The sequence below is a fragment of the Ruegeria sp. CDSB117 genome, from assembly GCF_059611005.1.
Genome location: NZ_JBXWOS010000002.1, coordinates 305,515 through 328,814 on the forward strand (window position 1 = coordinate 305,515; position 23,300 = coordinate 328,814).

Annotated in this window: 19 protein-coding genes and 1 tRNA gene; 12 read left to right on the forward strand and 8 right to left on the reverse strand. The window is 57.6% G+C overall.

Going from position 1 to position 23,300, the window contains the following annotated elements; all coding sequences use genetic code 11:
• The first annotated feature begins 36 nt into the window (after positions 1–36).
• Positions 37–225, forward strand: a complete 189-nt coding sequence (locus tag AC2FJC_RS04330) for a hypothetical protein (RefSeq protein WP_496738549.1) — start codon at positions 37–39, stop codon at positions 223–225.
• Between the two features lies 1 nt (position 226).
• On the opposite strand, the gene AC2FJC_RS04335 is transcribed toward AC2FJC_RS04330, so the two are convergent.
• On the reverse strand, positions 227–943 hold the full coding sequence (locus AC2FJC_RS04335; protein ID WP_113790239.1) for an RlmE family RNA methyltransferase: 717 nt from the start codon (positions 941–943) through the stop codon (positions 227–229).
• Positions 943–2,055, reverse strand: a complete 1,113-nt coding sequence (locus AC2FJC_RS04340; RefSeq protein WP_496738550.1) for a Ppx/GppA phosphatase family protein — start codon at positions 2,053–2,055, stop codon at positions 943–945. Before AC2FJC_RS04340 ends, AC2FJC_RS04335 begins: the two co-directional genes overlap by 1 nt.
• Positions 2,056–2,296: 241 nt before the next feature.
• On the opposite strand from AC2FJC_RS04340, the gene AC2FJC_RS04345 reads away from it, so the two are divergent.
• The 4 genes from AC2FJC_RS04345 (at position 2,297) to AC2FJC_RS04360 (ending at position 5,075) form a co-directional block, all read left to right on the forward strand.
• Positions 2,297–2,593 (forward strand): virulence factor, encoded by a 297-nt coding sequence (locus tag AC2FJC_RS04345; RefSeq protein WP_050603423.1) that lies wholly within the window; start codon positions 2,297–2,299, stop codon positions 2,591–2,593.
• A 26-nt stretch (positions 2,594–2,619) separates the two neighbouring features.
• Positions 2,620–3,546 carry a methylenetetrahydrofolate reductase gene (locus AC2FJC_RS04350; RefSeq protein ID WP_496738551.1) on the forward strand — a complete coding sequence of 309 codons (927 nt, stop codon included), beginning with the start codon at positions 2,620–2,622 and terminating at the stop codon, positions 3,544–3,546.
• Between the two features lie 9 nt (positions 3,547–3,555).
• Positions 3,556–4,617 (forward strand): methyltetrahydrofolate cobalamin methyltransferase, encoded by a 1,062-nt coding sequence (locus AC2FJC_RS04355; RefSeq protein ID WP_496738552.1) that lies wholly within the window; start codon positions 3,556–3,558, stop codon positions 4,615–4,617.
• Between the two features lie 384 nt (positions 4,618–5,001).
• Positions 5,002–5,075: transfer RNA gene (locus AC2FJC_RS04360), tRNA-Gly, on the forward strand.
• Between the two features lie 66 nt (positions 5,076–5,141).
• Here AC2FJC_RS04360 and AC2FJC_RS04365 read toward each other — a convergent pair.
• Together AC2FJC_RS04365 and AC2FJC_RS04370 are read right to left on the reverse strand one after the other, a co-directional pair.
• The gene (locus tag AC2FJC_RS04365) at positions 5,142–5,999 is read right to left on the reverse strand and encodes a class I SAM-dependent methyltransferase (protein ID WP_496738599.1); all 858 of its coding nucleotides are present in this window, start codon (positions 5,997–5,999) and stop codon (positions 5,142–5,144) included.
• 25 nt (positions 6,000–6,024) lie between these two features.
• Positions 6,025–8,067 carry an ASKHA domain-containing protein gene (locus tag AC2FJC_RS04370; protein WP_496738553.1) on the reverse strand — a complete coding sequence of 681 codons (2,043 nt, stop codon included), beginning with the start codon at positions 8,065–8,067 and terminating at the stop codon, positions 6,025–6,027.
• Positions 8,068–8,284: 217 nt separating this feature from the next.
• Between AC2FJC_RS04370 and guaB the strand changes: the two genes are divergently transcribed.
• From guaB to AC2FJC_RS04385, 3 genes are all read left to right on the forward strand, one after another.
• The gene (gene guaB / locus AC2FJC_RS04375) at positions 8,285–9,733 is read left to right on the forward strand and encodes an IMP dehydrogenase (RefSeq protein ID WP_496738554.1); all 1,449 of its coding nucleotides are present in this window, start codon (positions 8,285–8,287) and stop codon (positions 9,731–9,733) included.
• Between the two features lie 83 nt (positions 9,734–9,816).
• On the forward strand, positions 9,817–10,974 hold the full coding sequence (locus tag AC2FJC_RS04380; RefSeq protein ID WP_496738555.1) for an RsmB/NOP family class I SAM-dependent RNA methyltransferase: 1,158 nt from the start codon (positions 9,817–9,819) through the stop codon (positions 10,972–10,974).
• Between the two features lie 104 nt (positions 10,975–11,078).
• Complete coding sequence (locus AC2FJC_RS04385) at positions 11,079–13,373, forward strand: ATP-binding protein (protein WP_496738556.1); 2,295 nt, start codon at positions 11,079–11,081, stop codon at positions 13,371–13,373.
• Here the strand turns inward: AC2FJC_RS04385 and AC2FJC_RS04390 are convergent, their stop codons facing one another.
• On the reverse strand, positions 13,374–13,967 hold the full coding sequence (locus tag AC2FJC_RS04390; protein ID WP_496738557.1) for a gamma-glutamyl kinase: 594 nt from the start codon (positions 13,965–13,967) through the stop codon (positions 13,374–13,376). It abuts the gene before it with no gap.
• A gap of 192 nt (positions 13,968–14,159) precedes the next feature.
• Here AC2FJC_RS04390 and recA point away from each other — a divergent pair, with 192 nt between their 5' ends.
• The 4 genes from recA (at position 14,160) to AC2FJC_RS04410 (ending at position 19,421) form a co-directional block, all read left to right on the forward strand.
• Positions 14,160–15,227: a recombinase RecA gene (recA, locus tag AC2FJC_RS04395; RefSeq protein ID WP_108858591.1), complete on the forward strand. Its 1,068-nt coding sequence runs from the start codon at positions 14,160–14,162 to the stop codon at positions 15,225–15,227.
• A gap of 245 nt (positions 15,228–15,472) precedes the next feature.
• Entirely contained in the window at positions 15,473–18,142 is a 2,670-nt protein-coding gene (gene alaS, locus AC2FJC_RS04400) for an alanine--tRNA ligase (RefSeq protein ID WP_496738558.1), read from the forward strand.
• A 1-nt stretch (position 18,143) separates the two neighbouring features.
• Positions 18,144–18,431, forward strand: a complete 288-nt coding sequence (locus AC2FJC_RS04405) for a DUF1330 domain-containing protein (protein ID WP_472723800.1) — start codon at positions 18,144–18,146, stop codon at positions 18,429–18,431.
• Between the two features lie 366 nt (positions 18,432–18,797).
• Positions 18,798–19,421 (forward strand): transglutaminase-like cysteine peptidase, encoded by a 624-nt coding sequence (locus AC2FJC_RS04410; RefSeq protein ID WP_496738559.1) that lies wholly within the window; start codon positions 18,798–18,800, stop codon positions 19,419–19,421.
• 145 nt (positions 19,422–19,566) lie between these two features.
• Here AC2FJC_RS04410 and AC2FJC_RS04415 read toward each other — a convergent pair whose 3' ends face one another.
• From AC2FJC_RS04415 to AC2FJC_RS04425, 3 genes are all read right to left on the reverse strand, one after another.
• A complete protein-coding gene (locus AC2FJC_RS04415) occupies positions 19,567–20,304 on the reverse strand; it encodes a hypothetical protein (protein ID WP_496738560.1) in 738 nt (245 codons plus the stop codon).
• A 437-nt stretch (positions 20,305–20,741) separates the two neighbouring features.
• Positions 20,742–22,559: a translational GTPase TypA gene (gene typA / locus AC2FJC_RS04420; RefSeq protein ID WP_282168284.1), complete on the reverse strand. Its 1,818-nt coding sequence runs from the start codon at positions 22,557–22,559 to the stop codon at positions 20,742–20,744.
• Between the two features lie 76 nt (positions 22,560–22,635).
• Entirely contained in the window at positions 22,636–22,971 is a 336-nt protein-coding gene (locus AC2FJC_RS04425) for a DMT family transporter (RefSeq protein WP_282151243.1), read from the reverse strand.
• Between the last annotated feature and the right edge of the window lie 329 nt (positions 22,972–23,300).

Consider the following 23,300-nt stretch of genomic DNA (forward strand, 5'->3'; position numbering starts at 1 on the left):
GCTGAGGCAAGAATTGCCCCAGCTTATAGGTGACACATGTTTCTCAAACCGGTCCACACGTCCAAGCTGAAAAAGCCACTGGCTTTGTCGCGACGGATCGAAGAATTGCGGGCCCGACCACCGGAATACATCAATCACGGTGAAGCGTTGCTGCTACAAGGTATTGCCGCCGCTTCACTGCGCGAACAGGTGCTGACCGAGGATAGGATTTCTCTGGACGATTGAGTCAGCCGCGGAACCCAGTTGCGACCACGAACTTCTCGGAACTGTCCGAGCGCGACGCGGGTGGTTTTACATTCGCAACCTTGTCGAATTTCTGCTTCAGCAGCTTTTGCAGATCGCCTTCGGCGCCACCGGCCAGAACCTTGGCAACGAACGTGCCGCCTTCTTCCAGGACATCAAAGGCGAAGTAAGCCGCCGTTTCGCACAGAGCCATAATGCGCATGTGGTCGGTTTGCTTGTGCCCAGATGCCGACGCGGCCATGTCGGACATTACCACGTCAGCCTTGCCGCCCAGCCACTCTTTGACCTTGTCGTCGGCATCGTCTTCCATGAAGTCCAGCACATGTGCCTCGGCACCTGCGACCGGTTCGACCTCTTGCAGGTCGACACCCAGAACTGTGCCGATCCGCTTGCCGGAACGTTCGCCCAGCGCGTTCACACGTTTGACCGCCACTTGTAGCCATCCACCCGGCGCACAGCCCAGGTCGACGACACGTGCACCCGGCACGAGGAACCGGTACTTTTCGTCCAGCTCCAATATCTTAAACGCTGCGCGCCCACGGTACCCTTCGACCTGCGCACGTTTCACATAGGGGTCGTTCAGCTGCCGCTCGAGCCAACGGGTCGAGCTGAGCTTACGCCCGCGTGCTGTCTTTACCTTGACCTTCAGGTCACGCTGCCCGCGCCCCGAGTTGTTTTTGCCACTTGGTGTCTTCGCCATCAGAACGGTCCGTCTTCCAGTACGCCGTCCGCGCTCATCTGCGCATAAAGCAGGCCTTCGCGCAGCCCCCGATCCGCCACGGAAAGGCGATCGGTGGGCCAGCATCTTAACAGCGCCTGCAAAATGGCCGAGCCGGACATGATCAGCGCCTGCCGGTCATCCCCGATCCGGGGATCACGTCGGCGACCCTGAGGGCCGAGTTCTAGATACCCTCGTATGACTTTGTCAATCTGATCGCTGGTCATGCGCAAACCATCGACCTTGGTCCGGTCATAGCGCTTGAGTCCAAGGTGAGAGGCCGCAACGGTTGTTACCGTGCCGCTGGTGCCGACGATCTGGAACCCCAAGCGGGCCTGTTCGTCCTTGTAAGGCGCGAAATCGGCAAGGTTTTCTTCGAAAAACCAACTCATCAGAGCAAAGCGAGCCGAGTCATCTTCGACGTCGTTGAACTGATCGCGCAGCGTTGCAACACCCAGAGGAACGCTGATCCAATCGACGACTTTTGCCGCAGGGAAGGGGCTGTCGGTGGTGTGAAACCCGTGATGCAACCGCATGATCGCCGCCGGACGGTCCCGGCGCGGTACGGATGAGATGTCGATCCACACCAGTTCTGTTGACCCGCCACCAATATCCACGACCAACAATTGATCGGTCTTGGTGGACACAAGCGGCGCGCAAGAGATCACGGCCAAGCGCGCCTCTTCTTCGGGCTGGATAATCTCGAGCGTTAGCCCGGTCTCGCGTTTGACCTGCCGGATGAATTCGCGTGCGTTTTTCGCACGCCGACACGCCTCGGTCGCGACCAGACGCATCCGCCTGACCTTGTTGCGTTTCAGCTTTTGCTGACAGATGCGCAGCGCCTGAATGGTGCGCGCCATCGAGGACCGGGACAACCGTCCGGTCCGTTCCAAACCCGCGCCCAATTGCACAGATTTGGAAAAGCTGTCGACCACATGGAAGCCGCTGCCCTTGGGCTGGGCTATCAACATGCGGCAACTATTGGTTCCCAAATCCAGCGCCGCATATAACGCATCTGGATCGGGTCTTGCCGGCGCGGGGCTTTCGACCGCCTTCGGGAACGCGCCCGCACCTTTGGGACGCTTGGGCGCCATCTTGAACGCCCTCCGATTTTCGAGTTACCCCGACCATAGGTCGCGGACCTGCGTCGTGCAAGACGCTCATTAAAGTGATGAGAATTTTGATATGCGCGTTTGGTTCAGTCTTCGTTACAACCCCGGTATCTCATCGTGGGCAAAAACGTCGCTGGAAATGCGCCGTGTGTCGAAAATCGACCGACTTGCCCCCACATAGACGTTTAGAACCGGTCCATCTGGTTAGGAGGAATCAAACGCAATGCCTGACGTCACCATTGTTTACTGGCGCGACATTCCCGCCCAAGTCATCGTCGGCAAAGGCCGTCGTGGCGCAAAGCGGCAATTAGAGGAACGGTTCGAACAAGCCATCGACCGCGCGGCTATGAAGGTGAACGCCAAGGATAGCGATGCCTATCTGGCCGAATGGCGCAAGGCGGCCCCCTTTGCAGTCGACGGCGACCCGTCCGAGATTGCCGAGGCCGAAGCTGTGCGTTTGGAAACGGAATACGATCAGGACCGCATCAAAGCCCTGATCGCCAATGACGGTTGGGCATGAGCCCGAGACATCTATGGGAGGCCGCAATGGCTTTGCTGAACTTCAAGAAACGTGATGCGGTCGAAAACGGCCCTGTAAACCCGACCGTCGAAGCCTTTTTGCAAGGCTATTCGATCGAGGTGATGCCGCGCACCGCCGAAAAGGTCGAAGATTTCCGCGCGTTGCTGCCCGAAGGCACGCGTGTGTACATTGCCCATATCGAAGGCACGCCGATCGAGGATATGGTCAAGACCGCCAAGAGGATCGCTGACGAAGGTTATCCGGTGATGCCGCACTTTCCGGCGCGGATCATCAAGGACGCCGCCACGCTGGAAAACTGGATTTCCATGTATCAGGGCGAGGCGGGCGTCGATCAGGCATTGCTGCTGGCCGGTGGTGTTACCAACCCGCACGGCGATTTCGACAGCTCGATGCAGTTGCTGGAAAGTGGTTTGTTCGACAAGGCGGGTTTCAAACGCCTGCACGTCGCAGGTCACCCTGAGGGCAACAAGGATATCGACCCAGACGGCTCGACCAAGAATGTCGACGACGCGCTGCGCTGGAAGCAGAAATTCAGCGAAACCACGGATGCCGAAATGGCGCTGGCAACGCAGTTTGCGTTTGAAGCCAAACCGATCATCGAATGGGCCGACGGTCTGAAAGAAGCTGGTATCGATATTCCGATCCATATTGGTATCGCCGGTCCGGCCAAGCTGCAGACGTTGATCAAGTTTGCCATCGCTTGCGGTGTTGGCCCGTCGCTGAAGGTCCTGCAAAAGCGTGCGATGGATGTGTCCAAGCTGCTGCTGCCCTACGAGCCGACCGATGTGATCACCGAACTGGCCAACCACAAAGCGGCCAACCCGGATTTCAACATCACCAATGTACACTTCTTCCCGCTTGGCGGCATCAAGACCAACGCCAACTGGGCCATCAATAACGGCGGCGCTTCGGCAAAGCCTGCAAACTTCTAAGGAACGGACATGACGCGTACAGTCGTAGAATCAAAAACAAAAACTGCCGTTCTGGGCTTTGACGAACCGTTCTGCGTGATCGGTGAGCGGATCAATCCGACGGGCCGTAAGAAACTGGCGGCCGAGCTGGAAGCCGGCGATTTCTCAACCGTTGAAAAGGACGCCATTGCGCAGGTTGCGGCCGGTGCGACCGTTCTGGATATCAATGCGGGCGTTGTCTACAACTCGAACCCCAACCCGAACGAGACCGAACCGCCACTGATGCGTAAGATCGTCGAGCTGGTGCAGGGTCTGGTTGACGTTCCGCTATGTGTCGACTCGTCCGTTCCCGGCGCACTGGAAGCTGGTCTTGAAGCTGCCGAGGGCCGCCCGTTGCTGAACTCGGTCACCGGCGAAGAAGATCGTCTGGAACTGGTTCTGCCGCTGGTCAAAAAATACAACGTGCCGGTTGTTGCGATCTCGAACGATGACACCGGTATTTCCGAAGATCCCGATGTGCGCTTCGAAGTGGCCAAGAAGATTGTTGAGCGGGCCGCCGATTTCGGGATCCCGGCGCATGACATCGTAGTTGACCCGCTGGTGATGCCCATCGGCGCGATGGCAACCGCTGGTCAGCAGGTCTTTGCGCTAGTCCGTCGCCTGCGCGAAGAACTGGGCGTAAACACCACTTGTGGTGCTTCGAATGTGTCCTTTGGTCTGCCAAACCGCCACGGCATCAATAATGCGTTCCTGCCGATGGCAATGGGCGCAGGCATGACGTCGGCAATCATGAACCCGGTGGCGCTGCCTGTGGGTCCCAAAAAGCTGGCCGAGAAAAAGGCCGAGGTCGAAGCCAAGGGGATCATTCTGCCTGCAGACATGGATGACGAAACATTCTGTCAGCTGTTTGGTCTGGGCTCGACCAAGCCGCGTGCCGGTAAGGAAATGGAAGCCATCCGTGCGGCCAACCTGCTGACCAACAATGACCCGCATGGTGGTGAGTGGATTCGGTTCAACAAACCCCCGGAAGAGGCCGGCGCAGCAGGCGCTGCTGGTGGCCGTCGTGGTGGCGGGCGTCGTCGTCGCGCCTGATCCAATCGCTGTTCCAGTGAACAAAGGCCGGACCACGTGTTCGGCCTTTTTCTATTGATGCTGATCGCTGCCGGAACCTGACAAGATCGCTATATTAGTGACGATATCACGATACTCGTCACGTTCGAAGATGCGCCAACATCGTCCACCATCACAGGCACACGCTGACCCAAGTAAGCGTTTGGGAAAAAGGTATATTTCGAGGGACTGGTCGATCTGCAAGCGCAACTGGAGTTGAGCCAGAAGGTATTTCTGTTGCACGGAATCAAGTGCGTTGTCCTGTTCGAAGGCTGTGCTGCGTCAGGACGGAACAAGGCAGCGCCGCTTTTCCGATGATGGGTTCTTGAAGTCGATAAGCCTCTGGTGATATCGGTGAAAAAAGCGGCGGGTATGATGTAATGGTAGCCTGTCAGCTTCCCAAGCTGAACGCGCGGGTTCGATTCCCGCTACCCGCTCCAGAACTCAATTTGTCATCGGAAAAGCTTAGAAATCAGCGCTTTGGGCGTGGTTGCGTCTGTGGTTATTTACTCCGGGCGACGCGCCTGAAATAGGTTGATATCAGCCGGGATGTGCACCGCACCATTTTTGGCAAAGGGGTGAAACGCTTCGGCGACGGCGTGTTGGATCGCAGTCACGTCGTCGGGTTTACCGTCGAAATGGGCAATAACACGGGCGGCGGGGCCAACGCGAGTGCACAGGGCGGCGCAATCCAGCAACGATCCTTGAAAGTGCAACATCAGGTTCACAGAATCGGCGCGAACATTGCTTAGACCTGCCTTTTCCAGCAACCCGGTAACCCGCTCACGATTATGAAACGCCAAGGGGCCCGGTGCATTCCGGTCAACCTTGGGCGGCGTGCCCAGCCGTTCCGTGGCCGCGATATGGGGTACTCGGAACCATGGGTTACCGGGCAATGGTCCCCAGGCGGCAAAGGTCATCGTGCCGCCGGGCCTTAGCGCGCGGGTCATGTTGGCAAAGGCGGCAACCGTATCCTCAAAAAACATGACGCCAAATCGCGAGATCATGGCGTCTCGGTCCGCTGCTTCAAAGGCGTAGGTCTGGACGTCGGCGAACTGGAAGGTGATGTTTTGCGATCCGGCATCGGATGCCCGTGCCGATGCGCGGTCCAGAAATGGCTGCGAGACATCTGCAGCCAGAACGTGGCCTTCTAGCCCCACGGCATTTGCGGCGGCGATCGCGCTTGCACCCGTACCGCAGCCGATATCTAAAACACGCATGCCGGGTTTTAACCTGGCACGTTCCAGCACCAGATCAAGGACCGGGGCCATCAGCTGATCCAGCTGGTCCTCATAGGTCAGCCATTTGGTACCGGACGGGGAATTCCCCCAGTATTCCGCCTGTTCCTCGTTTGCGATCTGAATGTCGCCTCCCTTGTGTCAGAGGTGACTATGACCGCTTGCGCCGTCTGCGACCAGAGCCTTCTTCTCCGCCACCGGCATTGAAGGAGGGCGAGGGCAGAGTGACCACCTTTGCCAATTCCGGGAACGGATCCGTCTTGTGCGGGATGGCATTTGCGGCGACGAAATGGTCCTGAAATTTCGGCTCGATGGCCGTTTCGACCTTGGTGATCTCGCGCACGACACGCTCAATCTCGGACCGGGCACCAATGTTGCACAAGGCAATCCGCGCGCCGGTGCCAGCCGCGTTGCCTGCACTTGAGACTTTGTTCAAGGGCGCATCGGGGATCATACCCAGAACCATCGCATGCTTGGTCGAGATATGCGCGCCGAACGCCCCGGCCAGCACAACGCGATCCACCGTGTCGACGTTCATTTCATCCATCAACAGGCGTGCACCGGCATAGAGCGCGGATTTGGCCAGCTGGATGGCGCGGATATCGCCCTGCGTGACCGTGATGCGCGGACCGCCCTCGGCGCTGGCATCGTGGATCAGATAGGCGTGGGTGCGACCTTCGGGGACGCAGCGTGGGGTGCCGGTCTGGTCTGCAGACCCGATCAGGCCGCTTTCGTCCAAAAGCCCGGCGATGCGCATCTCGGCGACCGCTTCGATAATGCCCGAGCCGCAGATGCCGGTGATGCCGCTTGTGGCAATCTCTTGATCGAAGCCTTCCTCGTCGGACCATTTTTCGGACCCGATCACGCGGAAACGGGGTTCTTTGATGACAGGGTCGATTTCGATGCGCTCAATTGCCCCGGGCGCGGCACGCTGGCCGGAACTGATCTGCGCGCCTTCGAATGCCGGGCCGGTGGGTGAGGAACACGCCAAGACGCGGCTGGTATTGCCCAGCAGGATTTCAGCGTTGGTGCCCACGTCCACGATTAGCACAAGGTCTTCGGACTTTCCCGGTTCCTCCGACAGTGCCACTGCGGCGCAGTCGGCGCCGACGTGGCCCGCAATGCACGGCAAGATGTAGACCTGCGCGCGCGGGTTCATATTTGTCAGGTCCATCTCACGCGCAGGCAGGGACATGCTTTCCGAGGTTGCCAAAGCAAAGGGGGCCTGACCCAACTCAACCGGGTCCAGACCCAGCAGCAGGTGGTGCATCACTGGGTTACAGACGAACACCGTTTCCACGATCAGTTCGGAGTTAATCCCGGCTTCCTCAGAGATTGATGTGGTCAGATCGTTGATCGCCTCACGCACGGCCCTGGTCATCTCCTGATCACCGCCGGGGTTCATCATCGAGTATGAAACGCGGCTCATAAGGTCTTCGCCAAAGCGGATCTGCGGGTTCATCAGGCCCGAGGACGCCTTCACCTCACCTGTTTCCAGATCGGTCAGGTGCGCCGCGATTGTGGTCGAGCCGAGGTCGATGGCCAGACCATAAAGCCCATGTTCATGCAATCCGGGCCAGATTTCGACCACGCGCGCCACTTCATCCTTGTGGCCTTTGTGGAGGGCGACTGTGACCTCCCACTTACCCTTGCGCAGGACGGGCTGCAGCTTGGACATCAGGGAAAGATCGGCGGTGATGGCGCCAATATTCCATTGCTCGCGCAGTGCGCGTTCCAGCCGTTCTAGATCGCCTGTTGGCGAATGCATGTCGGGCTCTTCCACCACCACGAAATACAGCCGGGTTGCCGGGTCCATCGTAATGGCCCGCGCGGTGGCGGCCTTGCGTACAACTTGACGGTGGACCTGGCTTTCGGGTGGGACATCGATCACGATGTCGCCCTGAACTGTCGCCTGACAGCCCAGGCGACGGCCCGATTTCAAGCCGCGTTTGTCATCGTAACGCTGTTCGACCGCGTTCCATTCGCTCAGCGCGTCCTCGGATACGGTTACGCCGTGTTTAGGAAACTCGCCATAGCTGGGTGTGATCTGACATTTCGAACAAATCCCGCGGCCGCCGCAGACCGAATCCAGATCCACACCCAACTGCCGTGCAGCGGTCAGAACCGGGGTACCCACGGGGAAATGCCCGCGTTTGCCCGACGGGGTAAAGACAACAAGGGGATCGGTGGTCATGGTTTGCCTGCCTTTTGTATTCGCGCCTATGTCGCGCAAGATATGGGTTTGTGCGCAAAGGGAAAGGCCATTCCGCGGCACGTTTTGTGCCCGTTGCGTCGTTTTTCACCGCGGCATCGGCCCGCAATCGAAAACTAGTTTAGGTCAGGGGCTTTTCCTTAGCTTGAATCCATGTAATAGGGTCACCGCCAAACGGGCTTTTGCATGGGGTTAACAGATGCAGATTCGTGAGGCACTCACCTTTGACGACGTTCTCCTGGTTCCGGGCGCATCTTCTGTGCTTCCGGCAACGGCGGATACAACCACGCGCGTGACGCGGGAAATCACCATGAACATCCCGCTGCTCAGCTCGGCGATGGACACGGTGACCGAGGCGCGCATGGCCATTGCCATGGCGCAAGCCGGCGGAATTGGCGTTGTTCACAAAAACCTGACGGTGGATGAACAGGCCCGCGAAGTGCGCCGGGTCAAACGATTTGAATCCGGTATTGTCTATAACCCTGTGACACTGCGGGTGGATCAGACGTTGGCTGACGCCAACGCGCTGGTACAGCGCTATAACTTCACCGGCTTCCCGGTGGTTGACGAACAGGGGCGCGTCGTTGGCATTTTGACCAACCGTGATATGCGCTTTGCAACGTCAGACGACACACCGGTTCACGCGATGATGACCTCGGACAATCTGGCGATGCTTCAGGAACCCGCCGATCTGGAAGAGGCCAAAAGCCTGATGAGAGCCCGCCGCATCGAAAAGCTACTGGTGGTTGATGGTGGCGGAAAGCTGACCGGTCTTTTGACGTTGAAAGACACAGAACAGGCCGTCCTGAACCCAACAGCGTGTAAAGACCGGCTGGGACGTTTGCGCGTCGCTGCGGCGACTTCTGTTGGTGATTCTGGTTTCGAACGGTCCGAGCAGTTGGTGGATTCGGGCGTTGATATCATCGTGGTCGACACTGCTCATGGGCATTCGCAGGGCGTTCTGGACGCGGTGCGGCGGGTCAAGACACTCTCGAACGAGGTCCAGATCATTGCGGGCAATGTAGCGACGAGCGAGGCCACCAAGGCGCTGATCGATGCCGGGGCGGATGCAATCAAGGTTGGCATCGGGCCGGGCTCCATCTGCACAACCCGGATGGTTGCAGGCGTCGGTGTACCTCAATTGACAGCGATCATGGACTGCGCGACGGCCGCCGGAGAGGTTCCGGTTATCGCCGATGGTGGCATCAAATTCTCGGGCGATTTTGCCAAGGCAATCGCGGCAGGCGCGTCCTGTGCAATGGTTGGCTCGATGATCGCGGGAACGGATGAAAGCCCGGGTGAGGTGATCCTGTACCAGGGCCGTTCGTTCAAATCTTATCGCGGAATGGGCAGCCTTGGCGCCATGGCGCGCGGGTCGGCGGATCGCTATTTCCAGAAAGACGCGGCCAGCGACAAGCTGGTTCCCGAAGGGATCGAAGGGCAGGTGCCCTACAAGGGATCGGCCAGTGCAGTAGTTCACCAGCTGGTCGGCGGCCTGCGCGCGGCGATGGGTTATACCGGCTGTGCAACCGTCGAAGAAATGCGCAAGAACTGTAACTTCGTCAAAATCACCGGCGCTGGCCTGAAAGAAAGCCATGTGCATGACGTTCAGATCACGCGTGAAAGCCCGAACTACCGGGTAATGTGACGCAACCGAGTTTGCAGCACGGCGCCCCAACGCGGGCGCCGTTTTGCGTTTTTTGGGTTTAGCAGAGAAATCGGAAATATCTTATGACCCCAGCAGCGCGCGTTCAGGCTTCGATTGAAATCTTAGATGACATCCTTGCCGGCGCACCGGTTGAAAAGGCTTTGACAGGATGGGCGCGCCGCAGCCGGTTTGCGGGCTCGAAAGACCGGGCCGCCGTGCGCGATCACGTGTTCGAAGCGCTGCGTTGCAAACGGTCCTTCTCGGCCTTGGGCGGGGCAGAAACCGGGCGCGGGCTGATGATCGGTTCGATTCGGTCAAACGGCGGTGATCCAGAGACGCTGTTTACAGGCGAACGATATACGCCAGAGCCGTTAACCGCCGCCGATGCACCGCGCGCGTTCAGCTCGGATGCCGAGCGGTGCGACATCCCCGAATGGCTCTGGCCGCGTTTTCAAACCTCGCTCGGGGATCAAGCAGAGGCGGCGGCACAGGTATTGCAAACCCGTGCACCTGTTCATTTGCGGGCTAACCTTGCCAAAACCGATCGTGCTGGTGCGATTGCTGCTTTGCGTGCTGACGGAGTCAGCGCGCAACACCATCCGGCGTGTGAAACCGCCCTAGAGGTCACCGAAGGGGCCCGAAAAATTGCGCAAAGCCGTTCCTATTCCAAAGGTCTGGTCGAATTGCAGGACGCAGCCAGCCAAGCCGTTGTTGCAGCGCTCGATCTCCAGCCAGGTCTGCGTGTTCTGGATTATTGCGCAGGCGGTGGCGGCAAGTCTCTGGCTCTGGCGGCCCATTCGGGTGTCGAGGTCTTTGCGCATGATGTGAACGCAGGGCGCATGCGCGATCTGCCGACGCGGGCAAAACGGGCGGGTGTGGGTGTAACCTGCCTGCAGCCTGAAGATGTGGCCCGTCAGGCTCCGTTCGATATTGTCCTGACGGATGCGCCATGCTCGGGCAGCGGTTCGTGGCGGCGTGCCCCGGCAGGCAAGTGGGCGCTGTCCGAAGAGGGGTTGAACACGCTGAATGTACTTCAGTCCGACATCCTGAATTCCGCCGCTCAACTGGTTGGACCGGGTGGAATTTTGACCTATGCGACCTGTTCCATGTTGGATGACGAAAACGGCGATATTGTCGACGGATTTCTGAAGTTGAATCCTGATTGGACCGAAACGCTGCGAAAGTCGTGGCTTGTGACACACGGTGCAGACGGGTTCTTTACGTCGCACTTGACGCGATAGTGCGTCATTGAATAGCAACCTTAGGTAGAGGTTTCCGCTGTCCTTAAGGGGGCGTTAACCAAATTCGGGCTGAGTGTGACAAAGCCTTTTGACCTGAGTTGTTAATGTCCGACACTGCAGAGATCTTTTCTGAGCCGACCTCAAGAAAATCACCGGCCTTCTCGCGCCTTGTGCCACTCGTTGTTTTGGGCGCATTGCTGAGTTTAACACCGTTGACAGACGTTTTGCCGACCGCCTGGAATACGGGTCTTGTTGTTGCTGGTGTGTCGTTACTGGCCGCCGGCCTACTGGTTGTTTTTCGGGGGTTCACGGCCGACAGAGCGGCGCGTAATTCGGCAGAAGTGATGGCCGTCTTCACCGAACAGGACTTGTGTCCGACAGTGATCGCCAACGCAAATGGCGATATTCTGAGCGCGAACACACGCGCAAAGGCACAGTTAAACGCTTTTCCAGGTGCGCGATTGCAGCAATGCCTGAAATCCAGATTCGCTAATCCCGCAGCGATCCTGCTGCGCTTGCAATCCATCGCGGAAATCCACGAACGCGCCCTCGAAGATATCGTGACCGTTGGCTCGACAATCCCGATCTCGGTTTTCAGCGTGGGGCAGGATGTGTTCTGCTGGCGGTTTCATCTGGATGAAGGCGGGCAATGGGATGACGCCCCTGTTCCAGTGCTGACAGAGGGTCGCAACGGGGCAATTCTGCGCGTGAATGGAATGGCAGAGGCCATGATCGGTCACAGGCCCGACGTTATGGGTAAGATATTTCCCAATGACATCCCGCAACCGGGTGAAATCTCGCTGGCTGAAACTTCGGACGGGCGGGTGCCTGTGACCGTGTCCGAGCTGTCCCGCTCGGGCACTGTGCGCGATCTGCTTTTGTTGCCGATGAAATCTGCGGGTCCATCCGGGGGCGATGCCCCGTTCGCTGAGTTGCCAGTGCCGGTGATGTGTCTGTCACCCGAAGGCGAAATTCTGGATGCGAACCGGATGGCGATCAAGCTGATCGGAGAGATCCAGCCGGGCAAGTCGAATGTGGCCGAAATCATGCACGGGCTCGGCTATCCCATCCTGGATTGGTTGACCCGCACCGCGACCGAAGAGAATGCCGTTCCCCGGTCGGAATTTCTGCGCCTGTCACGTCAGGACAAAGAGGTTTTCGTGCAGGTCACACTGAACCGGGTGACGTGCAAGGGGCAGATTTGTCTGATCGCCGTCCTAAATGATGCGACCGAGTTGAAGACACTGGAAGCTCAGTTCGTGCAGGGGCAAAAGATGCAGGCTGTCGGGCAATTGGCGGGCGGCGTGGCGCATGATTTTAACAACCTTCTGACTGCGATTTCGGGGCATTGCGATCTATTGCTGCTGCGGCATGATCAGAATGATCCGAACTATGGTGACCTGGTTCAGATCAACCAGAACGCCAACCGGGCCGCGGCGTTGGTCAGTCAACTTCTGGCCTTCTCGCGCAAGCAGACCCTGCAGCCCGAGGTTTTGGACCTGCGCGACACAATTTCCGACCTGATCCATCTTTTGAACCGCCTGGTGGGCGAAAAGGTTCGCCTGACGTTAAGCCATGATCCCGTGCTGAAGCCTGTGCGCGCAGACAAAAGGCAGCTCGAACAGGTCTTTATGAACCTGGTCGTGAACGCACGGGACGCGATGCCCGAAGGGGGCGAGGTACGTATCGAGACCGAGGTTGTGTCTCTGACCGAACCGTTCCGGCGGGATCGTGCAACGGTTCAACCCGGCGAATACGTCACCGTGAAAGTGATTGATAGCGGCACTGGCATCCCAGCGGACAAGCTGCAAAAAGTGTTCGAGCCATTCTATACGACCAAGCGCACCGGTGAGGGGACCGGTCTTGGATTGTCGACGGTCTATGGCATCGTCAAACAGACCGGAGGGTTCATCTTTGTCGACAGTATTCAGGGCAAGGGAACCGAATTTACCGTGTATCTGCCGGTTTCAACCGCACCGCAGAAAATCGACCAGGATATCGCCAGCCTTCCGGAAAAACCGGCGTCCCGGCAGGGTGAAGGCGTAGTTCTGCTGGTTGAGGATGAGGCCCCGGTTCGGGCCTTTGCCACACGTGCATTGCGATTGAAGGGCTACACCGTGCTCGAATCCGGGTCCGCCGAAGAGGCTCTGCACCTGCTGGAGGATGGGTCGGTGCATGTGGATGCCTTCGTGACAGACGTGGTCATGCCCGGCATGGACGGGCCAACCTGGGTGCGCAAAGCGATGGAGACCCGACCGAATGTGCGGGTGATCTTTATGTCTGGCTATACCGAAGGCGCCTTTGGCGATTCAGGCCCCGAGGTTGCGAATTCTACCTTTTTGCCCAAGCCGTTCTCTTTGACGCAGTTGACCGAGGCTGTGTTTAACCAACTGAACTGATTAACGCGCCGCGTCGTGGCAGGAAAACTCCTCGGCGTGGTGCTTGCGGAACTTCTTTTCCGTTTCCGGCGACAAGAATAGGTCGCGCTTTGGTGAGACATTCTCGCGCTGCAGGGTGATTTCCATGTTCAACCGGTCCTGAAGAAAGCTCAGTATCTTATCTTGATTTTCGTATTTAAATACATTCGTCGCACCGAAACCGTTGTTTCGGGTGCGGAAAAACTGGCTCTGACTGCCGACATCTGCGAATTCCGGGCGGGGGTTTTGCATGTAACCCTGAACAAAATCATCAAAGCTCAAGTCGCGGGTTGAATGCGGGTGCCCAATTCGGTCGTCCCGGCTGCGGTATTTGTACCAACTGCCGAGCCAGCCGATAGGTTCGCGCACGACGGCCATGATTTCCATTTCGGTGTCATACATTTTGCGAAAAATGTTTTGAAAAAACCTGTCATAACGGCGAACAGGCGCATGTTTCAATTCGGGCGGACCCGTGACGACAAAGTCGGCCCGTGCGCTCAGAGCAGTGTGATAGGCCGTGCTGCCTGTTTTTGGGACTGCCAGAAACGCAAGGCGTTCCTTATAGAAAACAAGCATTTATTCGCCCTTCACCGCTAAATTTGGTGGTCGCAGAATGGCGTAAACGATTCTTTAACACAATTGCCGAACAGTAAGTATTGTAAGTTTTAGTTGAAATGTTCTCTTTTTGGTCCCATAAGGAACAAGGGGCGAACAAAGCAGCGATTGCCGCCCGTTCATGGGTGTGACAAAAGAGAAGGCGACAGGACAATGGCGGATCTTCTGACAATGAGCGACAAGAAAAACGCAGACAAGCAAAAGGCGCTTGATAGCGCGCTGGCGCAAATCGAACGGCAGTTCGGCAAGGGCTCGATCATGAAGCTGGGCGAGGATGCCAAGCAGGACATCGATGCAAGCTCGACCGGGTCTTTGGGCCTGGATATCGCGCTGGGTATTGGTGGTCTGCCGATGGGCAGGATTGTTGAGATTTATGGCCCGGAAAGCTCGGGTAAGACCACGCTGACGCTGCATTGCATTGCAGAACAGCAAAAACGCGGTGGTGTGTGCGCATTCGTGGATGCCGAACACGCGCTGGACCCGCAATATGCCCGCAAGCTGGGCGTCGATCTTGATGAACTGCTGATCTCGCAGCCCGACACCGGTGAACAAGCGCTTGAGATCACCGATACGCTAGTGCGTTCGGGCGCTGTGAATATGGTTGTCGTCGACTCAGTTGCGGCTTTGACGCCGAAATCGGAACTCGAAGGCGACATGGGCGACAGCAGTGTTGGCGTGCAGGCCCGATTGATGAGTCAGGCGATGCGTAAACTGACAGGCTCGATCAGCCGCTCGAATTGCATGGTGATCTTTATCAACCAGATCCGGATGAAGATCGGCGTAATGTTCGGCAGCCCTGAAACCACGACCGGTGGTAACGCGCTGAAATTCTACAGCTCGGTTCGTTTGGATATTCGCCGGATAGGCGCGATCAAAGATCGTGATGAGGTTGTTGGCAACCAGACGCGCGTCAAGGTGGTCAAGAACAAGGTGGCGCCGCCCTTCAAGCAGGTGGAATTCGACATCATGTATGGCGAAGGCATCAGTAAGATGGGTGAGCTGCTGGATCTGGGCGTCAAGGCTGGTGTGGTCGAGAAATCGGGTTCGTGGTTCAGTTATGGCGATGAACGGATCGGGCAGGGGCGTGAGAATGCCAAACAATACCTGCGCGACAACAGCCGTATTGCGCTGGATATCGAAGACAAGATTCGCGCCGCGCATGGTCTTGAGTTCGATATGCCACCCGGTTCTGCAGAGGAAGACGACATCCTCGAGGCATAACAGACGCAGTTGGGGGCCGCAAAACCCCCCGGTTTTGCAAGAACTTAGAATACTCGAAATAAGGCGGTCCGCGTGGCCGCCTTAACTCGTTCTGTATACGGTGATCTTGATTATTGGTGTGTACGGATCTTGTTGAGGGGTTTTCCTTGCCCTTCAAAAACAAGGCCGATTTATCTTTGTGGACTATCCTTGGGGACGGGGATAAACCATTTCAGAACACTGAGATTGCGCGCCGAGAGAGCCATATGCCCACGCTGAACGAAATCCGCTCAACCTTTCTGAATTATTTTGCCAAACAGGGGCATGAAATTGTCGCGTCCAGCCCGCTGGTTCCGCGCAATGACCCGACATTGATGTTCGTGAACTCGGGCATGGTGCAGTTCAAGAACCTGTTTACCGGCGTTGAAACCCGTGATTATCAGCGCGCCACGACGGCGCAGAAATGCGTGCGCGCCGGCGGTAAGCACAATGACCTCGATAACGTTGGCTATACTGCGCGGCACCACACATTCTTTGAAATGCTGGGCAATTTTTCGTTCGGCAATTACTTCAAACACGAGGCGATCCCTTTTGCGTGGGAGTTGATCACCAAGGAATTCGGTATCGACAAGAACCGCCTGCTGGCAACGGTGTATCACACGGATGACGAGGCGTTTGAAATCTGGAAAAAGGTCGGCGTGCCCGAAGACCGGATTATCCGCATCGCCACCAGCGACAATTTCTGGCAGATGGGTCCGACTGGTCCGTGTGGACCGTGTACGGAAATTTTCTACGACCATGGCGATCACATCTGGGGTGGGCCTCCGGGATCGCCCGACGAAGACGGCGATCGGTTCATCGAAATCTGGAACATCGTTTTCATGCAGAACGAGCAGTTCGAAGACGGCTCGATGGTCGAACTCGACATGCAGTCGATCGACACCGGCATGGGGCTGGAACGGATCGGCGCGCTGCTGCAGGGCAGCCATGACAACTATGACACCGACCTGTTCAAGACATTGATCGAAGCGTCTGCTCATGCCACCGGGGTTGATCCCTATGGCGACCAGAATGTGCACCACCGGGTCATTGCGGACCACCTGCGCGCGACATCCTTCCTGATCGCGGATGGCGTGATGCCTTCCAATGACGGGCGTGGCTATGTGCTGCGCCGGATCATGCGTCGCGCAATGCGTCATGCGAATCTTCTGGGGGCGAAAGATCCGGTTATGTATCAGCTGGTGCCAAGTCTGGTGCAGCTGATGGGCGCGCAATACACCGAGTTGGGACAGGCGCAGCCGTTGATCGAAGAGACGCTGCTGTTGGAGGAAACGCGGTTCAAGCAAACCCTGGATCGTGGTCTGAAACTCCTCGATGATGAAGTTGCAGGCCTGCCCGAGGGCGCGGCGCTTCCGGGTGATGCGGCATTCAAATTGTACGACACGTATGGGTTCCCGCTGGATCTGACGCAGGATGCCCTGCGCGAAAAGGGTCGTTCCGTGGACACGGACGGGTTCGACGCTGCCATGGCCGAACAAAAAGCCAAGGCGCGTGCTGCATGGGCTGGTTCGGGTGAAGCTGCAGATCAGGCAGTGTGGTTTGATGTGCTGGATACTGCCGGAGCTACGGATTTTCTGGGCTATGACACGGAAAAGGCCGAAGGGCAGATTGCCGCTTTGGTGGTTGACGGTGCGTTGGTCGACACAATTGAAAAAGGGGGATCCGGCTGGGTGATTGTCAACCAGACACCGTTCTATGGCGAAGCTGGCGGTCAGATCGGTGATACTGGTGAAATCCGGCGTTTGGAAGAACGCGATGACATGGCGCGGGTCGAAGACACCAGAAAATTCGCTGATGGCAAAATCTATGCCCACAAAGTGACCGTTGATCAGGGCGCTTTGTCCAAAGGTGACGCGGTCGAGCTTGAGGTCGACCATGCGCGGCGCACGGCAATTCGCGCAAACCACTCGGCCACGCACCTGCTCCACGAGGCGTTGCGTGAAACGTTGGGCGATCATGTTGCACAGCGCGGCTCGCTGAACGCGGCTGACCGGTTGAGGTTTGACTTCAGCCATTCCAAGGCGCTGAGCGCGGATGAGATCCAAAAGGTCGAACGCGATGTAAATGACTTCATCCGTCAGAACTCGACTGTCGAAACGCGGATCATGACCCCTGATGATGCGCGCGAACTGGGTGCACAGGCGCTGTTTGGCGAGAAATACGGCGACGAAGTCCGTGTCGTGTCCATGGGCAAAGCTCCGACCGGTAAAGGTCAGGATGGCGAGACCTGGTCGATTGAACTGTGCGGCGGCACCCATGTACGTCAGACTGGTGACATCGGTACTTTTGTGGTTCTGGGCGACAGCGCCAGCAGCGCGGGCGTACGCCGGATCGAGGCTCTGACCGGTGACGAGGCGCTGCGGCATCTGTCCCAGCAGGATCAGCGTCTGGGTCAGATCGCATCGGAACTCAAGGCGCAGCCAGATGACGTTGTTGGCCGGGTCAAAGCACTGTTGGACGAACGCAAATCGCTGCAAAACGAAGTGGCCCAGCTGCGCCGTGACTTGGCCATGGCCGGCGGGGCCGGGCAGAGTGGCGGCGAAGCGCGTGAGGTGAACGGGGTCGCCTTCCTTGCGCAGGCGCTGAACGGCGTATCGGGCAAGGACTTGCCGGCGTTGATTGATGAGCACAAAAGCCGTCTGGGGTCCGGCGCCGTTCTGCTGATCGCGGATGCGGGCGGTAAGGCTGCTGTTGCGGCCGGTGTGACGGCCGATCTGACCGACAAGGTTTCGGCAGTCGATCTGGTTCGTGCGGCCGTCGCAGAACTGGGCGGCAAGGGCGGCGGTGGACGCCCCGACATGGCGCAGGGCGGTGGCAAGGACGCGTCGAACGCAGATGCGGCGATCAAGGCCGTAGAACAGGTTTTGGGAGGATAAGATGGCAGCACTCTGGATTGCTCACGTCACCGTGACGGATGCGGACGCATATGCGAAATACGCAGAACTCGCAGGGCCTGCGATTGCCAAGCACGGCGGGGCGTTTATTGCCCGCGCTGCACGTTATGTCCAACTGGAAGGCAAAGAGCGTCCGCGCAATGTGGTCGCCAAGTTTCCGTCCGTCGAGGCCGCCGTCGAGTGCTATAATTCACCGGAGTACCAGCAGGCCCTGGACCACGCACGCGGCGCAAGTGAGCGTGAACTGGTGGTCGTAGAAATCACCGAATAAGAATAAGCCAAGTCTGATCGGTGGGTTTCCTGCCAATCAGATCCATTCATGGGCGAAATTCAGCCGAACTGTTTACGAGTGAAGTGAACCGTATTGTGGCAATTTTCCACCCAATCGGAATCTTCGTGATTCCAGTATCTTATTTTATTGGAACGAGAGTTATTAGGTATCTTCCCGCCTAGATTGTGGCGCTTTTTTCTCAATTCCTGCGCGAAATGGTCATATTGAGTGACGAATTTCCGCCTTTTTTCCCCTTCACTTTCGCCAAAGATTGTACAAGCGCTACCGTTTACCATTAGGTTTTTCTAATCGAATACGGTCCTGTTTGTCGTCAATCGTTGCGTAGACAGGGATCGAGGTACGGGCATGAAATCGGAAGATATCGGACTCAAGGCCGCTCTGGGGCGGTTGAAGACATTTTCAGGTCGGGCAGTGGGGATTGCTGCTTTGGTTTACGGGGCCGCGGTTTTCGCGTCTCAGGCGGATGCGAGCGAGGGCAACTTCATCCGTACTCTTGCGGCGACCCCTCCGCCTTCCGGTGCGCAGCAGTTGTGCCGACAGTACGCTTGGGCGTGCTCAAGCAAGACGTCGGTACGCATGACGTCCCAACAGGAAATGCAGATCATTGAGCGGATCAACCGTCAGGTCAACGCAACGACGCGCGCCGTTACGGATCAGACGCAATACCGCACCACCGAACGGTGGGCTTTGCCGACAACGCGCGGCGGGGATTGCGAGGATTTTGCTCTTTTGAAGAAAAGAGATTTGATCAGGGCAGGCGTTGATCCAAACAAATTGCTGATTGCGACAGTGTTGGATACGCGCCGAAATGCACATGCAGTTCTTGTCTATCGCTCCGCTCAGGGGGATTTGGTGCTGGACAATTTGACCAACCGGATCAAACCCTGGTCGGCAACGCGGTATTTGTTCCTTCGGATGCAGGATCCGGCGAAACCCAGCCATTGGGTTGGTGTGTACGGAAGAAGTTAAAAATATCGACTGATCTATCAGGCTATGCATGGCAAAAGGGGCGACACGATAGTCGCCCCTTTGTTTGTCAGGCCGAACGTCGAGACGTTTTCGGCGTTTTTCAAGGCGTCGCCAAAAATTTCAGGCTGCTTTGCGGTTGATCGCGTCAGAGGGTGCCGCCGCTGCCATCGCCGCCGCCGCCACCGGCACCGCCGCCGCTTCCGTCGCTGCCACCGCCACCGGCTCCACCGCCGCTGCCGTCGCTGCCACCGCCGCCGTCGCCGCCACCGCTGCCATCGGCGCCGCCACCACCGGCACCGCCACCGCTTCCGTCGCTGCCACCGCCATCGTTGCCGTCGCCATTGCTGCCGCCATTGCCGTCGCCGCTATTGGAGTTTCCACCGTCATTGCTGCCGCCATTACCGCTGCCGCTGTCGGAGTTACCGCCGCCATTGCTGCCACCGTTACCATCGCCGCTGCTGGAGTTTCCGCCGCCATTACTGCCGCCGTTGCCGTCGCCGCTGCCGGAGTTACCGCCGCCGTTGCTACCGCCATTGCCATCACCGCTGCCGGAGTTTTCGCCGCCATTGCTGTCGCCGTTGCCGTCACCGCTGCCGGAATTACCGCCACCGTTGCCACCGTCGTTGCTACCACCGTTGCCGCTGCCGCCATCACCACCATCGCCGGATTCACCACTTGTGCCGGATACTCCGGCACCGCCGCTGCTTTCGGACGAACCGTTGTTACCACTTGAAGAGCTTCTGTCATCGCCGTCGCTGGTTCGGTTCCTTGCAACGGTTGCCGTCGGGATATCAGTCAAAATCGCTGCGAACAGAGGACAGGCTTGCGATGTGCGGGCCAAGATATCCTCAAAGTCGGCCCGGCGCTGAATGTAGCGCAGCATCCGCTTGTCGACGACTTTGCAACTACAAAGCGTTTCGGTGGATACAGACTGCCGGGCTGTTTTAACTTTGCAAACTTCAGCCGCATGAGCCGCGCTTGTTGCCATCAGTGGGAATGTCGCGGATAAAAATACAAACGAATATAAACGGGATCTTACGCGCATAGCGCTACTCCTTTAAACTCATTACCAACACCTATTAACAAAGTAATTGTGCCACAGTTTGGACAAAAATACTTCCGTATATTGCCTCATTTGTTGGTCGAGTAACAGCGATAAACGCCGGTAGATTTGCAACCTATTGGTGAAACTGTATGAAAAACATAAGAAAAAGCCCGTCAGTACGACGGGCTTTCTTTTGATTTAGATGGTAATTCTAGAAGTAATTTTACCACGAACGGCACATTGTTTAGATTATGTAAACAATGTCACAGACCGGATCAGGCCGATCTTGCCATCCGTTTCCGTTCGTGCGGGTCAAGGTAACGCTTGCGCAACCGAATGGCGTTTGGAGTGACCTCAACCAGTTCGTCATCATCGATATAGGCAATCGCCTCTTCCAGAGAATACTGGATATGAGGTGTCAGGCGGACGGCGTCATCGGAACCGCTGGCGCGTACGTTGGTCAGTTTCTTGCCTTTGAGCGGGTTCACCTCAAGGTCGTTATCGCGTGAGTGCTCGCCGATGACCATGCCCTGATACACGTCGGTTTGCGGGGCAACAAACATCCGGCCGCGCTCTTCCAGGTTCCACAACGCATAAGCCACGGCCTGTCCGTTTTCCATCGAGATCAAAACCCCCGCACGACGACCCGGGATCGGGCCTTTGTGGGCCGCCCAGCCGTGGAACACACGGTTCAGAACACCGGTGCCGCGCGTGTCGGTCAGGAACTCGCCGTGATATCCGATCAACCCGCGCGACGGTACATGCGCGATGATACGGGTCTTGCCAGCGCCGGCCGGACGCATTTCGGCCAGTTCGCCTTTACGCGCGCCAGTGATCTTTTCGATCACCGAGCCTGAATATTCATCGTCGACGTCAATAGTGACCTCTTCGATGGGCTCCATGCGCTGGCCGTCTTCCTCGCGGAACAGAACCTGCGGGCGCGAGATGCTGAGCTCGAACCCTTCACGGCGCATGTTCTCGATCAGAACGCCCATCTGCAATTCGCCACGGCCAGCAACCTCAAAGGCATCGCCGCCAGGTGTGTCGCTGATGCGGATGGCAACGTTCGACTCGGCCTCTTTCATCAGGCGGTCGCGGATAACACGCGACTGAACTTTCTTGCCGTCCCGACCGGCCAGCGGCGAGTCGTTGATGCCGAAGGTCACAGTGATGGTTGGCGGGTCGATGGGTTGTGCGGGCAGGGCTTCGTCAACCTGCGGCGAAACCAACGAGTCGGCCACAGTTGCCTTGCTCATGCCTGCAATGGTGACGATGTCACCGGCTTCGGCCACGTCGATGGGCTGTTGGGCCAGTCCGCGGAACGCGAGGATTTTCGAAGCGCGGAAGTTTTCGATCAGCGTGCCATCGCGGCTCAGCGCCTTGAGGTTGTCGCCCGCTTTCAAAGTGCCGCTTTCCACACGACCGGTCAGGATGCGACCGATGAACGGATCGCTGCCCAGCGTCGTGGCCAGCATGCGGAAGGGTTCTTCTTTGTTTTCGACCTGTTTTGGGGCAGGGACGTGATCGACGATCAGATCGAACAAGGCGGTCAGGTCCTTGCGCGGCCCGTCCAGCTCCATATCTGCCCAGCCGGAACGGCCTGAGGCATACATGGCAGGAAAATCCAGCTGATCGTCGTCAGCGCCGAGGTTGGCGAACAAGTCAAAGCATTCATCAAGTGCACGGTCGGGTTCAGCGTCGGGTTTGTCGACCTTATTCAGCACTACGATGGGACGCAGGCCCAGCGCCAACGCCTTGGACGTCACGAATTTGGTCTGCGGCATCGGGCCTTCGGCGGCGTCCACCAACAGGACAACACCGTCGACCATGCTGAGGATCCGCTCAACCTCGCCACCGAAATCGGCGTGGCCGGGGGTGTCAACGATGTTGACCCGGGTGCCTTTCCATTCGACCGAGGTCGCTTTGGCAAGGATGGTGATGCCGCGTTCGCGCTCCAGATCATTGCTATCCATGGCGCGTTCGGCCACCGCCTGGTTTTCCCGGAACGCACCGGATTGTTTGAGCAGCTCATCCACCAGGGTCGTTTTACCGTGGTCCACGTGAGCGATGATTGCGATATTGCGCAGGTCCATGAGAGGTCAGCCTTTGAACGGGAAGTTGCCGCGCGCATAACGCGGATTGACTGAATAGGCCAGCCCTAACCGGTCGTCAGTGGCCCGCTGTGCTGGAAAACAGGTGAATGATCAGGATTCCGGCCAATATCATCGCCAAACCGAGCACCGCAGGCCAGTCCAGGCGCTGACCAAAAACAATGAAGCCTATGATGGCGATCAGAACGATCCCCAAGCCTGACCAAATGGCATAGACGATGCCGACCGGCATAAATTTCAGGGTGAGGCCCAGTAAGTAAAAAGCAACTCCGTAACCCACGACAACCAAAACAGAGGGCCAAAACCGGCTGAACTGCTGGCTGGCCTGCAGCGCCGTTGTGCCAATTGTTTCGGCGAAAACCGCCAGCAATAGGATGAGATAGGCTTTGGGCACGGCAGGTCTCGATTCAGTTGCAGTTGGGGAGGTTGACCACAAATTCCCAATTCCCGACAAGGGGAATTTGAATGGATATCGGGAAAAGTTCGGTGCCGGAAGCACCGGGCCTGCCTCGCGAAGAGGTCAGGATAACCATACTATTTAAAAGAGAAAAAATTTGATAAGAAACGGGTGGTTTATAGTTTTCTTTTTCGAGTATTTTATGACGAAATTTGCGATATCCGTGATCGTTGCTTCGGCATTCATAGTGGCGCTTGGGTGGCTTGCGGGCGGGGGGTCCGTCGACATAAACGCAGCCAGTGGTGTTGAGCGGTTTGAAAGTTTTC